Annotated in this window: 15 protein-coding genes; 6 read left to right on the forward strand and 9 right to left on the reverse strand. The window is 62.5% G+C overall.

Features of this window, described 5'->3' with window-relative positions; all coding sequences use genetic code 11:
* Nucleotides 1-63: 63 nt before the first annotated feature.
* Entirely contained in the window at nucleotides 64-813 is a 750-nt protein-coding gene (locus tag M1D87_RS07210) for a 3-oxoacyl-ACP reductase family protein (RefSeq protein ID WP_096010006.1), read from the reverse strand.
* A gap of 118 nt (nucleotides 814-931) precedes the next feature.
* Between M1D87_RS07210 and M1D87_RS07215 the strand changes: the two genes are divergently transcribed.
* Nucleotides 932-1870: a LysR family transcriptional regulator gene (locus tag M1D87_RS07215; RefSeq protein ID WP_039614935.1), complete on the forward strand. Its 939-nt coding sequence runs from the start codon at nucleotides 932-934 to the stop codon at nucleotides 1868-1870.
* Between the two features lie 124 nt (nucleotides 1871-1994).
* On the opposite strand, the gene M1D87_RS07220 is transcribed toward M1D87_RS07215, so the two are convergent.
* Nucleotides 1995-2465 (reverse strand): GreA/GreB family elongation factor, encoded by a 471-nt coding sequence (locus M1D87_RS07220; protein WP_023662567.1) that lies wholly within the window; start codon nucleotides 2463-2465, stop codon nucleotides 1995-1997.
* Nucleotides 2466-2467: 2 nt separating this feature from the next.
* Nucleotides 2468-2866 carry a hypothetical protein gene (locus M1D87_RS07225; RefSeq protein ID WP_013971528.1) on the reverse strand — a complete coding sequence of 133 codons (399 nt, stop codon included), beginning with the start codon at nucleotides 2864-2866 and terminating at the stop codon, nucleotides 2468-2470.
* A 130-nt stretch (nucleotides 2867-2996) separates the two neighbouring features.
* Here M1D87_RS07225 and earP point away from each other — a divergent pair, with 130 nt between their 5' ends.
* Together earP and efp are read left to right on the forward strand one after the other, a co-directional pair.
* Nucleotides 2997-4112 (forward strand): elongation factor P maturation arginine rhamnosyltransferase EarP, encoded by a 1116-nt coding sequence (gene earP, locus M1D87_RS07230; protein ID WP_123085315.1) that lies wholly within the window; start codon nucleotides 2997-2999, stop codon nucleotides 4110-4112.
* Nucleotides 4113-4172: 60 nt separating this feature from the next.
* A complete protein-coding gene (efp, locus tag M1D87_RS07235) occupies nucleotides 4173-4742 on the forward strand; it encodes an elongation factor P (protein WP_013971530.1) in 570 nt (189 codons plus the stop codon).
* 67 nt (nucleotides 4743-4809) lie between these two features.
* Here the strand turns inward: efp and M1D87_RS07240 are convergent, their stop codons facing one another.
* From M1D87_RS07240 to M1D87_RS07255, 4 genes are all read right to left on the reverse strand, one after another.
* Complete coding sequence (locus M1D87_RS07240) at nucleotides 4810-6120, reverse strand: IS4 family transposase (RefSeq protein ID WP_024086280.1); 1311 nt, start codon at nucleotides 6118-6120, stop codon at nucleotides 4810-4812.
* A gap of 285 nt (nucleotides 6121-6405) precedes the next feature.
* On the reverse strand, nucleotides 6406-6834 hold the full coding sequence (locus tag M1D87_RS07245; RefSeq protein ID WP_123085314.1) for an organic hydroperoxide resistance protein: 429 nt from the start codon (nucleotides 6832-6834) through the stop codon (nucleotides 6406-6408).
* Nucleotides 6835-6975: 141 nt separating this feature from the next.
* On the reverse strand, nucleotides 6976-7431 hold the full coding sequence (locus M1D87_RS07250) for a MarR family winged helix-turn-helix transcriptional regulator (RefSeq protein ID WP_003260416.1): 456 nt from the start codon (nucleotides 7429-7431) through the stop codon (nucleotides 6976-6978).
* A 58-nt stretch (nucleotides 7432-7489) separates the two neighbouring features.
* Nucleotides 7490-8443: a LysR family transcriptional regulator gene (locus tag M1D87_RS07255; RefSeq protein WP_123085313.1), complete on the reverse strand. Its 954-nt coding sequence runs from the start codon at nucleotides 8441-8443 to the stop codon at nucleotides 7490-7492.
* A 114-nt stretch (nucleotides 8444-8557) separates the two neighbouring features.
* Here M1D87_RS07255 and M1D87_RS07260 point away from each other — a divergent pair, with 114 nt between their 5' ends.
* Nucleotides 8558-9307, forward strand: a complete 750-nt coding sequence (locus tag M1D87_RS07260) for a sulfite exporter TauE/SafE family protein (protein ID WP_015269373.1) — start codon at nucleotides 8558-8560, stop codon at nucleotides 9305-9307.
* A 37-nt stretch (nucleotides 9308-9344) separates the two neighbouring features.
* Here M1D87_RS07260 and M1D87_RS07265 read toward each other — a convergent pair whose 3' ends face one another.
* Nucleotides 9345-10196 (reverse strand): LysR substrate-binding domain-containing protein, encoded by an 852-nt coding sequence (locus M1D87_RS07265; protein WP_015269374.1) that lies wholly within the window; start codon nucleotides 10194-10196, stop codon nucleotides 9345-9347.
* Nucleotides 10197-10292: 96 nt separating this feature from the next.
* Between M1D87_RS07265 and M1D87_RS07270 the strand changes: the two genes are divergently transcribed.
* Nucleotides 10293-10511 (forward strand): DUF1127 domain-containing protein, encoded by a 219-nt coding sequence (locus M1D87_RS07270; RefSeq protein WP_003260420.1) that lies wholly within the window; start codon nucleotides 10293-10295, stop codon nucleotides 10509-10511.
* Between the two features lie 849 nt (nucleotides 10512-11360).
* On the opposite strand, the gene M1D87_RS07275 is transcribed toward M1D87_RS07270, so the two are convergent.
* The gene (locus M1D87_RS07275) at nucleotides 11361-12707 is read right to left on the reverse strand and encodes a class II 3-deoxy-7-phosphoheptulonate synthase (RefSeq protein WP_003247094.1); all 1347 of its coding nucleotides are present in this window, start codon (nucleotides 12705-12707) and stop codon (nucleotides 11361-11363) included.
* 116 nt (nucleotides 12708-12823) lie between these two features.
* On the opposite strand from M1D87_RS07275, the gene M1D87_RS07280 reads away from it, so the two are divergent.
* Complete coding sequence (locus M1D87_RS07280) at nucleotides 12824-13579, forward strand: spermidine synthase (protein WP_015269377.1); 756 nt, start codon at nucleotides 12824-12826, stop codon at nucleotides 13577-13579.
* Nucleotides 13580-13618 lie beyond the last annotated feature (39 nt).

Raw genomic sequence — 13618 nt, forward strand, 5'->3', positions numbered from 1 at the left:
GCCTGTGATATCCCTGTGGGAGCGGGTTTACCCGCGAAGAGGCCAGCACAGGCAACCCTTCATTCAGGCTGCAAACCCGCCATCGACCGTCAGGCTGGCCCCTGTGACATACCCCGCCTCAGGCCCCGCCAGGTAAGCCACGAAGCTGGCAATCTCATCCGCCTCGCCATAGCGCCCGATCGCCATCAGCGGGATCAAACTGTCTGCGAACTCGCCGCTGGCCGGGTTCATGTCGGTGTCCACCGGCCCTGGTTGCACGTTGTTCACGGTAATGCCTTTCGGCCCCAGGTCCCGGGCCATGCCGCGAGTCAGGCCGACCAGCGCCGATTTGCTCATGGCATAAGGGGCGCCACCGGCAAACGGCATGCGCTCGGCATTGGTGCTGCCAATGTTGATGATGCGCCCGCCTTGGCCCATGTAGCGTGCCGCGGCCTGGCTGGCGACGAATACGCTGCGCACGTTCACCGCCAGCATGTGGTCGAAGTCGGCCAGGTCGAACTCGGTCACCGGCGCTACCGCCAGTACACCGGCGTTGTTGACCAGGATATCCAGCCGGCCGAAGGCTTTCACGGTGTCATCCACGGCCAGTTGCACGGCCGCCGCGTCGGCACTGTCGGCACGCAGGGCCAGCGCCTTGCCGCCGGTTTTGGTAATTTCCTCAACCAGCTCCTGCGCCGGACCGGCGGAACTGACATAGGTGAAGGCCACCTGTGCGCCTTCGCGGGCCAGGCGTCGCACGATGGCTGCACCAATGCCGCGGGAACCGCCCTGTACCAGGGCCACCTTGCCTTCGAGTGAGTGTTGCTTGGACATGTTGATCTCCTGCTGGAAGCCAGGCCGGAATGCCTTGGATGGGCGCAGTATCGGCGCTTGATTACCTGCTGATAAGATGGCAATCACTATCAGCAGAGTAAACCTTTGGTTGCCAATCATGGCCATGGAATCATTCAACGCGTTGGAATGCTTCATCCGCAGTGCCGAAGTCGGCAGCTTTGCCGAAGCCGCCAGGCGCCTCAGCATTACCCCGGCTGCCGTGGGCAAGCATGTTGCCCAGTTGGAAGCGCGCCTGGGGGTGCGGTTGTTCCAGCGTAGTACCCGCAAGCTGACCCTGACCGAGGCAGGGCAGCGATTTCTGGGGGAGGTCAGTGACAGCTTCCGCACTATCCAGTACGCCGTGGCCAACCTGGCCAGCAGCGAAGGCCAGCCGGCCGGGTTGTTGCGGGTAAGCATGGGCACGGTTTTCGGGCGCTTGTATGTGTTGCCATTGCTGGGTGAGTTCCTGCGTCGCTACCCGGCCATTACTCCGGACTGGCATTTCGACAACCGCCAGGTCGACCTGATTGGCCAGGGCTTCGATGCAGCGATTGGTGGTGGCTTCGATCTGCCGCCGGGGGTGGTGGCGCGCAAGCTGACCCCGGCGCACAGGGTGCTGGTGGCGGCGCCGGCGTACCTGGGCCGGCACCCGCCGATTGACGATCCGCAGGTGTTGCAACGGCATGACGGTATCCTGATCCGCTCGCCGCAGACTGGTCGGGTGCGCTCATGGCCGTTGACCAGCCGTTGGCAGGTGCAGCAGCCATTGCAGTTGCGCCAGACGATGACCATGAGCGATTCGGATGCGGCTTGCGCGGTGGCCGAGCAGGGCTTGGGAATTGCCCTGGTGAGCCTGCCGTTTGCCGTGCCGTACCTGGAAGGCGGGCGGCTGCGGCGGGTGCTGCCGGACTGGTATGTGGACGATGGGCATATCAGCCTGTATTTCGCCGAGCACAAGCTGTTGCCGGGCAAGACCCGGGCGTTTGTCGATTTTGTGGTGGAGCAGTTCGAGGAGCAGGGGCTGGCGCGGCGGTTCGATGCCTTGCAATCCGTGTAGGAGCAGCCTTGTGCTGCGAAGGGGCCGGTAAGGCAAAAGATCTTCTGTGTTGCTCATGGCCCCTTCGCAGCACAAGGCTGCTCCTACAAGGGGTATCACTGGCCTGAGGGGCGAAGAGGCCGGTTCAGACAACATCAACAATGAACAATGCCTGTGCCCCCAGGTTTACCTCATCATCAACCTTCTTGCCGACCAGTTGTTGCCCCAGCGGCGAGCGCGGGGTAATCACCGTCACCAGCCCATCCCCCTCGCCAATCTTCAACCCCGCCGCCTCGGGCCCGAGGAACAGTCGGCGCTGCCCGCCATCTTCATCCTCCAGCGTCACCAGGTTGCTCACCTGCACCCCGCGTGCCGGGTCGTAATCGCGCAGCAGCAGTTGCTGGTAGGTCAGCAGCGCCTTGCGGATCTCGGCGCTGCGGCGGGCCTGGCCGGTGGCCAGGTACGAGGCCTCCAGGCCCAGGGTGTCGTACTTGTTCTCGGCGATGTTCTCTTCGGCAGTGGCGGCTTCGTACGCAGTTTGCGCCGCGCGGGTCAGCACATCCAGGTCCTGTTCGAGGGTGGCAACTATCTGCGCCAGCAGGCTGGGCTTGTCCATGGTCAGTAACAGAACTCCAGCACGTTGGCCTGGCTTTTGTCGGTGGGCGCGGTGCGGTTCTGCTGCAGCCAGAACTGGCACTTGGGGCTGTTGAGGTTGCGCGGGTTGCCCTGGGCGGCCTCGGCGGCCTGTTGCAGCTCCTGCTTGTGCAGGATGTCCTTGTAGCGTTCGAACATTTCCGCCTGGGCATCCGCCGCAGGGGCTGGCGCTGGCGGCGCGGCAGGCCGGTACGCGGCGGGGGCCACGGCTTGGGCCAGTGGCTGTACCTGCTGTGGCCACAGTTGCAGGGCCAGCCACAGGCTGGCGGCGATCGCCACGGCGCCCAGCCACAGGCCAAAGGCAACGCACACGATCAACGGCAACGGCTTGAGGGTGATCTTCAATTCGCGGTGGCGCGCCATGGCAGCCTCCTGGCAGGGTGTTCGGGGTGCATTGTCGCATGCGCCTGGGCATTTTTCCGCGCAGGTGCTTTTGTCAGCGACAATTTATACGCAGAATGCGCGGTTTTTCCGCTGGGCGAGGGCAGGGTACATGAAAGCCACTTGGGACATCTTCTGCAGCGTCGTCGACAACTACGGCGATATAGGCGTGACCTGGCGCCTGGCCCGGCAGCTGGTGGCCGAGCACGGCCTGGCTGTGCGCCTGTGGGTGGATGACCTCAATGCATTCACGCCCATGTGCCCCGGGGCCGATGCCACCGCCCCGCAGCAGTGGCAGCATGGTGTGGATGTGCGCCAATGGCCGGTAGCCTGGTTGCCGGTGGCGCCGGCTGATGTGGTAATCGGTGCCTTCGCCTGCCAATTGCCAGCAGCCTATGTGGAGGCAATGCGTGCTCGTGTCACGCCGCCGCTGTGGCTGAACCTCGAGTACCTCAGTGCCGAGGACTGGGTGGAGGGCTGCCATGGCTTGCCTTCGCCGCAGCCCAATGGCTTGCGCAAGGTGTTTTTCTTTCCCGGCTTTACCGAAAAGACCGGTGGCCTGCTGCGCGAGGGCTCGCTGCTGGCGCGGCGTGATGCGTTCCAGCAAGGCGCACGGCAGGCCTTCTTGCAGGGGCTTGGTGTAAACCCTGAAGCGGGGGCGTTGCTGATTTCCCTGTTCGCCTACGAAAACCCGCAACTGGGCAACTGGCTTGATGCCCTGGCCTCAGGCGAGCAACCTTGCCACCTGCTGGTGCCGCAAGGGCGCGTTGTCGCGGGGCTCGGCCAGTGGCTTGGCGAGGCGGTACTGCAGGTGGGCAGCGTGCGCAAGCGCGGGGCGCTGACCCTGCAGGTGCTACCTTTCGTCAGCCAGGACGACTACGACCGGTTGCTGTGGAGCTGTGATTTCAATGCCGTGCGCGGCGAAGACTCGTTCGTGCGCGCGCAGTGGGCCGGGCAGCCGATGCTGTGGCACATTTACGTGCAGGACGAGAATGCCCATTGGGAAAAGCTCGAAGCGTTTCTCGCGCATTATCGACAGGGGTTGTCAGGCGATGCCGATGCCGCCCTGCTTGGCCTGTGGCGTGCCTGGAACATGGACCGCGACATGGGCCAGGCCTGGCAGGCAGCCCGTCAGCACTGGCCGGAACTGCAGCAGCATGCCCGGCTTTGGGCGGCGCGACAGGCCGCTCAGCCGGACCTTGCCACAGCGCTAGTACACTTTTACTGAAATTCGCTATGATACGCGGCCTCGATTTTTATAAATCCATCCAGATTCGGATACTTCGTAATGAAAACTGGTAAAGAACTGAAACCCGGTACCGTCCTGCGGATCGACAACGACCCGTGGCTGGTTCAAAAAGCTGAGTTCACCAAGTCGGGCCGTAACAGCGCGATCATGAAGACCAAGCTGAAGAACCTGCTGACCGGCTACAAGACCGAAACCGTCTACGGTGCAGACGACAAGCTGGACGACGTGATCCTGGATCGCAAAGAAGCGACCCTGTCGTTCATCAACGGTGACGAATACACCTTCATGGACACCACCGACTACACCATGTACGAACTGAACGCCGAGGACATCGAAGCCGTTCTGCCGTACATCGAAGAAGGCATGGAAGACGTCTGCGAAGCCGTGTTCTTCGAAGGCCGCCTGGTATCGGTTGAACTGCCGACCACCATCAGCCGCCAGGTTGTCTACACCGAGAACGCTGCACGCGGCGACACCTCGGGCAAGGTCATGAAGCCTGCCAAGCTGAAGAACGGTACCGAGATCTCGGTTGCCGACTTCATCCAGATCGACGAGTGGATCGATATCGACACTCGCGACAACAGCTTCAAAGGCCGTTCCAAGAAGTAATCCTTCTTGTGAAACGCAAAAAACCCGGCCTTGGCCTAATGCCAGTCAGTTAAGCTGACTGGCATTTTCATTTTCGGGTCGGATATTTTGCAGGGCGCTGCTTCACCACTCTGGGGAACCATCGATCGGGTCGCCGATGGGGTAGGACATACTGAGCCGCTGACGCCTGCAGATCTGCCAAAAAACCTGGCAAGTTGCCGGGATGGTTTAATGACGTGCCATGCAGCAAGCCCAGAATCGCCCAGCTACAAGCGGTAAAGCTCATCTCGCATGGGTACACGCCTGGGCACTGTCTCGACATCTGCACCATCTGATAACGCAATAGGTTGTAGCCCAACAGCACGCCCCACAGCTCTTGCGCAATCATCTCCGGCGTCTTGCTTCTCAGGGTGTATTCGCCCCCCAGAAGTCCTTGTTTGATCTCCCGATAACCCAGCTCGATTTCCCAGCGCTGACTGTAAAGATCAACGATCTCATCGCCAGGGAAGCGCTGCGCATCGGTCATTGAGGTCAAGACACTCACAACCTTTCCTTTGATTGTTTTGCTCAGCAGTCGTGCCCGCATTTCCAGCGGCAAGCCTGGCCATTGCTTGCGGGCCTGGGGCGATGTGCGCAGGACGACCACGGCATCGTTGCGTCCTAGCGTGTGTTCCACCTCGTACTGAGTGCCCTTTTTCACAGGGATCAGCCAGTGTCGATGCTCACCTTGTGACTGCCAGTGGTGCAGCAAGCCCAACGAATAGAAACCTTTATCGAACAGGGTCAGCGAGTGGTTCGGCGTGGTCGCGATCAGCTGCTCTGCCAGCTTCATTTCACTACTGTGGTAGCTCTCGAAAGTGCTGTTTATCAGTAAGTGGCTGGTCAGCTCCATCTGGCAGACCATCCTAACCTGAGGAAAACCGCCATCCCCATGCTGATTGGTAGCGCCCCCGTAAAACGCACGGTTTTCAGCTGTGTCAGGCGTACTCCAGACAACACCGTCCACACCAAGCAGCGTCAAGCCCAACCAGTGCGGGTGCTTGGTTTCTTCGTGCCACCGCTGCTGAGTGAGCGTGAAAACTTCACGTACAGCTTCACTGCCCAGTCGCTGCCGCCCTTGTACAACAGCACTGGGGGCCACCAGAGGCCTCTTGCCCGGCAGCATGATGTCCATGTGGTTTACGACATCCCAAGCCGACATACGGCGGAACAGCGCCATGCCGATGATGCACCACACCAGGCTCTCAAGCGGGAGGCGTCGCTTGCGAATGGTCGCGACACCTGCCGTCTCAAAAGCTTGTTGCACAAGATCAGGATCGAGCAACGCCCCCAGCCCCTCGAGGGCATGTGGCCGCGATGCCATTTCGTGAGTGAGGGAGAGGGCTTGTGACAGGCGCATAAAAAATCCGATGCTCGTTTCCAAGCATCGGATTTTGCGGCCTACGGGCTAAAGCTCAAAGCGTCAGTCTTAACTGACTGGCATTAGGCCTTGGCCGGGTTTTTTAATGCCTGCAGACTTCCAGGCCGCGGCACGCTTCCCCTTGTAGGAGCGGCCTTGTGTCGCGATGGGGCGCGAAGCGGCCCTGACGATCTCACAGGAATACTTGCTTTCGCAGGCCGATCCTGGGGCCGCTTCGCGGCCCATCGCGACACAAGGCCGCTCCTACATGAGGGGCTGCCAGCCTTACACGTTCACGTGCAGGCGCACATCCACGTTGCCGCGGGTGGCGTTGGAGTACGGGCACACCTTGTGCGCCTTTTCCACCAGCCCTTCGGCATCGGCCTGGGCCAGGCCCGGCAGGTTGATGTGCAGGTCGATGTCCAGGCCGAAACCACCTGGAATCTGGCCAATGCCCACTTTCGCGGTGATCGAGGCGTCCGCCGGCAGGGCTTTTTTCTCCTGCCCGGCCACGAACTTCAGGGCACCGATGAAGCACGCCGAGTAACCGGCGGCGAACATCTGCTCGGGGTTGGTGCCGTCACCGCCTGCGCCGCCCAGTTCCTTGGGGGTGCTCAGGCTGACTACCAGCTTGCCGTCACTGGAGCGGGATTTGCCATCGCGCCCACCGGTGGAGGTAGCTTCTGCGATGTACAGCGGAGTGACCTTTTGCATCTTGAGCCTCGCTAATGTGCTGTGCGCTCCCCGTCTGGAGGAGGGCGCGGGTTGGTGTGGGATTTAAATTAGCGCGCAATTAGTTAGTGCGCAAGATAAATCATCACCGTTCATCTGAACGGCCATCGCACAGCATAGCTGTCAGAGGGTTTTCTGCAGGTTCTCGCGCAGCGCCAGCAGGTCGGCCTGCAGCTGTTGCAGCTGTTCCAGGCTGCGCCCGCTGGCCTTGAGGATGCACTGCGGCACTTCTTTGGCCTGCTGCTGCAAGGCGCGGCCCTTGTCGGTCAGCTGCACCAGTACCACCCGTTCGTCCTCGCGGCTGCGGTTGCGCTGCAGCAGGCCTTCGCTCTCCAGACGCTTGAGCAGCGGTGTCAGCGAACCGGGGTCGGTGAGCAGGTGCTGGCTGATCTCGCCTACGGTCAGGCCATCGTGCTCCCAGAGCACGAGCATGGCCAGGTACTGCGGGTAGGTCAGGCCCAGGGCCTGCAGCAGCGGTTTGTAGACCTTGGTCATCAGCAACGAGGTGGAGTGCAGGGCGAAACAGACCTGGTTGTCCAGCAGCAGCTCGTCACAGGAGGCTTGGGTGTCGGCGTTCATGCAGGTCCTTGAAGGTAATCAATGGGAAAGTCTGGCACGCGGATCGTTAGTGCGCGCTTTATTCGCGCAGTTCACTGCGCAAGGCCAGGTCCCAGGGTGGAATCGGGCTGAAGCGGCTCTTGAGAAATTCGAGCAGCAAACGGCTGCGAGAGTTCGTTTCATGTTCCAGGCGAAGTGCGTAAATACCGCTGGTTTCCGCTTTGGGCAAGCCACCGTCGCAAAACAACGGTATCAACTCGCCGCGCAGCAGGTATTCGCTGATCAGCCAAGTAGGCAGGTGGGCTATGCCTAAGCCTGCGAGCGCACCGAACAGCAGGGTTTCGGCGTTGTTGGCGGCCATGCGCATGCGTGAGGGGCGGAACAGGCGGGTTTGCCCGGCCACGTTGAAACGCCAGGCGAATGGTGGCGCAAGGCCGTCCCAGTCCAGGCCGTCGTGCCCTGGCAGCTCGCTGGGGCAGCTGGGCATGCCGCGGCTGGCCAGGTAGGCCGGGCTGGCGCAGGCGATGCGCACCATGTAGGCCAGTGGCGTGGCGACCAGCCGGGTGTCGGCCAGGGGGCCGGCGCGCAGCACCAGGTCGACCTCGCCCAGGTGGCTGCCATGCAGGTCGACGAAGCTGTCGATCAGGCGCAGTTGCACATCCAGGCCCGGGTAGGCGACCAGGAAATCGGCGATGGCCGGGGCCAGGTGGCGGCGACCGAATGCGGCGGGGGCGTCGATGCGGATCAGGCCTTCGGGGGCATTGCTCAGCGACACCGCTTCAGCGCGGGCCAGGCGCAGTTCCTCGATGATGCGCCTGGCCCGTTCGGCAAAGGCGTTACCGGCAGGCGTGGCGCGCACGGCGTGGGTGCTGCGGGTGAACAGGCGGCTGCCCACGGCGCATTCCAGGTTGTCGATGCGGCGGGCCACGGCGGAAGGCGTCAGCGGATGGCGGCGGGCGGCGGCAGAAAAACTGCCGGTTTCCAGCACATCGAGGAACAGGCTTAGCTGGTCGGTCAGGGTATCGGGGCTCATGGCTGCCTTGCTTTTGCGAAAAACGCGCAGCCATTGTGCGCTGCTGTGCGTTTCCCCACCAGCCCGCAATCGATAGCATGCTCGCATTATGTGTACAGGCGGATGAGGCCCCTGATGATCGAGTGGTTGTTATATATCGTGTTGGGCGCAGCCCTGGGGACCATGGGTGGCCTGTTCGGCATTGGCGGCGGGCTGATCGCGATTCCGGCGCTGGGCGTGCTGTTCGGCCTGGACCAGCAGTTGGCGCAGGGTACTGCGCTGGTGATGGTAGTGCCCAATGTACTGCTGGCGCTGTGGCGTTATCACCAGCGTAACCGCATCGAGTTGCGCCATGCGGTACCGCTGTCGCTGTGCAGCTTCGTGTTCGCCTGGCTGGGGTCGATCTGGGCGGTCGGGCTGGATGCGCATTCCATGCGCCTGGGCTTCGTCGGCTTCCTGGTGGCACTGGCGGTGTGGAACGTTGCGCGGATGTTCATGAAGGTAACGCCGCCCAGCGCCGAGTTGCGCTATGCCTGGCCTTGGCTGGGTGTACTGGGCAGCTTTGCCGGGACCATGGGCGGCTTGTTCGGGGTGGGTGGGGCTGTGGTAGCCACGCCGATTCTGACCAGTGTGTTCGGTACCACCCAGGTGGTGGCGCAGGGGCTGTCGCTGGCGCTGGCGGCGCCAAGTACCTTGGTAACCCTGGTGACCTACGGGGTGCACCACAGTGTTGACTGGGGGGTAGGGATCCCCTTGGCGGTGGGCGGCTTGCTGAGTATCAGCTGGGGGGTGAAGTTGGCTCATGCGTTGCCGGAGAAGGTGTTGCGGGCGATGTTCTGTGTGTTTTTGGTGGGGTGTGCGGTGATGCTCGGGTTCGAGCTTTGAGATTTTGGGGCCGCTTTGCGGCCCATCGCGACACAACTTACTTGAACCCTTCGACAATGTAGTCGGCCATGCAATCGGTAATCGGCGAAGGGTTCTGAGTACTGCGCACCAGCATCACATTGGCCACCGGTAACTGCGGCAACCCTTCGTTTTCGCCCAGAATGCGGATATTCCCGCCAATCAGGCTCTGTAACTGTGCGGTCACCGCCAACCCTGCGGTGACGATGGCAAAGATCGCTGCCAGGCTCGGGCTGGTATAGGCGATGCGGTAGTCGATACCCTGGGCCTCCAGGGCATTGCAGGTCCAGGCCCGGCAGAAGCAGTCGGTGTTGAACAAGGCTACCGGCATGGGGCGTTGCTCCTGCGGGCAGAAGCCTTCCGCGGCGGCCCAGACCAGGCGTTCCTGGCGCAGCAGCTGGCCAATCTCGTTGCCCGGCTCACGGGTGACGATGGTCAGGTCCAGGTCCTGGCGCAGCATCAGTTGTTTGGAGGAGTCGCAATGCACCTCCACCTGCACCAGCGGGTAGGCCTGGGCAAAGCTCGACAGGATGGTCGGCAGAAAGCGCATGGCATAGTCGTCCGGCGTGCCGATGCGTACTACCCCGACCATGTGGGGCATGCGCAGGGTGTTGAACACTTCCCCATGCAACTTGAGGATGCGCCGGGCATAGCCCAGCAACACCTGGCCTTCGGCAGTCAACCGCACCTGGCGGCCGTCGCGCTCGAACAGTTGGCGCTGCAAAATGTCTTCTTCCAGGCGTTTCATCTGCATGCTCACCGCCGACTGGGTGCGGTTGACCACCTCGCCGGCGCGGGTGAAGCCGCCCTGCTCGGCGATGGCCACGAACGTGCGCAGTACGTCCGCATCGAGGCTCTGGTACTGGGACATTGCATCAATCTCCGAGATGCATGGCATCAGAAACATTCGTTGGATTGATCTTATGCCTGGCAGGAGACTGGAGCCATCAACACGGAGGGCTTCACGATGAAAGGTCATGTCAGCAGCATCCAGCAACCTGCCTTTTCCCTGAACCACCTGTGGCATGCCGCCCTGCAGCGCCCTGCGCGATGGCTGCAGCTATACCGCCAGCGCCAGGAACTGGCCAGCCTGAGTGATGCGACCCTGCACGACCTGGGGTTGAGCCGGGCGGATATCCAGCAGGAGGCCGAGCGGCATTTCTGGGATGATCCGTTGAGTAAGTGATGCCAAGCGTGGCAACAGATCTTGCTCTTGCTCGTTTCGGCTTTTGCTTTTGCTTTTGCTTCTAAGCGCGCGACAGTTCAGGCGCCGCCGATTGCGACTTCAGGAGGCTGAGCGAAGGGACTGCGGAGGGAGGTGACGGGCATGGATGCCCGTCAAACGCTGAGGCCCCATGGATGGGGCCTGCAGCGCGTCCTCCCGGGAGCAGGCTCGTAGCGAGGGGACCCCGGAGCGCAGCGTAGGGGCCGGATGATGGGAGCGGACGGTTTTTGGTTCCTTTTTGCCACGACAAAAAGGGACCCGCCGTAAGGGCGGAAAGGTGATTTTGCGCCACCATCGCGAATGAATGTCTGCTTGGTTCGGATGCCCACATCCTAAAAGCCAAAAGCCAAAAGCCAAAAGCCAAAAGCCAAAAGCCAAAAGCCAAAAGCCAAAAGCCAAAAGCCAAAAGCCAAAAGCCAAAAGCCAAAAGCCAAAAGCCAAAAGCCAAAAGCCAAAAGCCAAAAGCTTAAGCGCCGGTTTTGATAGGGCGAACAGTCCATTTGCGATGGCGACGCTGGCTCACCCTTCCGCCCTTACGGCGGGTTCCTTTTTGTCGTGGCAAAAAGGAACCAAAAACCGTCCGCTCCCATCATCCGGCCCCTACGCTGCGCTTCGGGGTTCCCTCGCTACGGGCTCGCTCCCGGGAGTACGCGCTGCAGGCCCCATCCATGGGGCCTCAGCGCTTGACGGGCATCCATGCCCGTCACCTCCCTCCGCAAGCCCTTCGCTCGGCCTCCTGAAGTCGCAATCGGCGGCGCCTGAACTATCGCGCGCCTAGAAGCAAGATCAAAAGCGAAAAGCGAAAAGCACTCAGCGCCGCACCTGCTTGAGGGTTTCGGCAATCAGGAACGCCAGCTCCAGCGACTGGTCGGCATTCATCCGCGGGTCGCAGTGGGTGTGATAGCGGTCGGACAGCGCATCCTCGGTGATTGGCCGGGCGCCGCCGATGCATTCGGTGACGTTCTGCCCGGTCATCTCGATGTGGATGCCGCCGGCGTGGCTGCCCTCTGCCTGGTGCACCTGGAAGAACTGCTTCACCTCATCGAGGATCTGCGCAAAATCGCGGGTCTTGTAGCCGCTGCTGGCTTTGATGGTGTTGCCATGCATCGGGTCGGAGCTCCACAGCACTTTGCGCCCTTCGCGTTCGACCGTGCGGATCAGCCCCGGCAGGTGGTCGCCGACCTTGCCGGCCCCCATGCGCACGATCAGGTTCAGGCGCCCGGGGTCGTTGGCCGGGTTCAGCGTGTCGATCAGGCGGATCAGTTCTTCGGGGTTCATGCTGGGGCCAACCTTGACCCCGATCGGGTTGTGCACGCCGCGCAGGAACTCCACATGGGCTCCGTCCAGCTGGCGGGTACGGTCGCCGATCCACAGCATGTGCGCCGAGCAGTCGTAGTAGTCGCCGGTCAGGCTGTCCTGGCGCACGAAGGCTTCTTCATAGTTCAGCAGCAGTGCTTCGTGGGCGGTGAAGAAGCTGGTTTCGCGCAGCTGCGGCGCGCTGTCCAGGCCGCAGGCGCGCATGAATGCCAGGGTTTCGTCGATGCGGTTGGCCAGCTGGTGGTACTTGTCGGCCAGCGCCGAGTTGGCGATGAAGTCCAGGTTCCACTTGTGCACCTGGTGCAGGTCGGCGAACCCGCCCTGGGCGAAGGCGCGCAGCAGGTTGAGGCTGGCGGTGGCCTGGTGGTAGGCCTGCAGCAGGCGTTCCGGGTCGGGGATGCGGCTTTTCGCATCGAAGCCGATGCCGTTGACGATGTCGCCACGGTAGGCGGGCAGGGTGATGTCGCCGATGGTTTCATCGCCCGATGAGCGCGGCTTGGCGAACTGCCCGGCCATGCGCCCGACCTTGACCACCGGGCAGCCGGCGGCGAAGGTCATGACAATGGCCATCTGCAGCAGCACCTTGAAGGTGTCGCGGATTTTCGCCGCCGAGAACTCGGCGAAGCTCTCGGCGCAGTCGCCACCCTGCAGCAGGAAGGCGCGGCCTTCGGTGACCTCGGCAAACTGCCGGCGCAGCTCGCGCGCCTCGCCCGCGAACACCAGCGGCGGGTAGCTGGCGAGGGTCTGTTCGACCTTCAGCAGGTGCGCGGCATCGGGGTAGGTCGGTTGCTGCTGGATCGGCAGGGCGCGCCAGCTGTCGGGGCTCCACGGTTGGTTCATCTCGGGCTCGGTCTTGTCGGTTGTAGGCTATGGGCCATGGTAACAGTTGGCGCTGCGCTTGTTGCATCGAGGGTGTTGGCGGACAATGCGCGTTTTTGTGCGGGTAGGTGGTGAGCATGGCGGCGGAACGGGAAGAGCGGCTACTGGCACGGGTGCAGGACGCCTTTGGCGTCATCAGCGTGTATGAAGTCGACGACTACCGCTTTCTGGAATTCGGCGATGCGATCGAGCAGAGCTGCGTGTTCACGGCCGATCCCAGCTGGCTGGAGTACGACTATACCCGCGCCATGCTGGTGGGGGCGCTGTGCCACGAGCAGCCGGAGAGCGCGCTGTTTCTCGGCCTGGGTGCCGGCACGCTGACCCAGGCCTGCATGAAGTTCCTGCCGCTGGACGACATCGAGGCCATCGAACTGCGCCCGGACGTACCGCGCCTGGCCATGGAGTACCTGGGCCTGGATGACGATCCGCGGCTGTATGTACGCATCGGCGATGCGCTGGAGCTGTTGCCCACGGCGGAGAAGGCCGACCTGCTGTTCGTCGACCTGTACACCGACCATGGGCCGGGGGTGGGCCACCTGGCGTGGAACTTCCTGGAGAACTGCCAGCAGCAACTGAACCCGGGTGGTTGGCTGGTGATCAACCAGTGGGCCACCGACGACGGCAAGCCGCTGGGCGCGGCGTTGCTGCGCGGGTTGTACCACCGGCATTACTGGGAGCTGCCGGTGAAGGAGGGCAATGTGATCCTGCTGGTGCCGGCGGACCTGGAGCAGACGCTGGACCTGGATGGGCTGAAAGCCCGGGCCCAGGCGCTGGCGCCGCGCCTGGGGTACAGCCTCGAGGGGCTGATCCGCGAGATTCGGCCGGCTACCTGATGAATCTGTGGCGAGGCTGCTGGCCCTATCGCCGGCAAG

The sequence above is a fragment of the Pseudomonas sp. SA233 genome, from assembly GCF_054792385.1.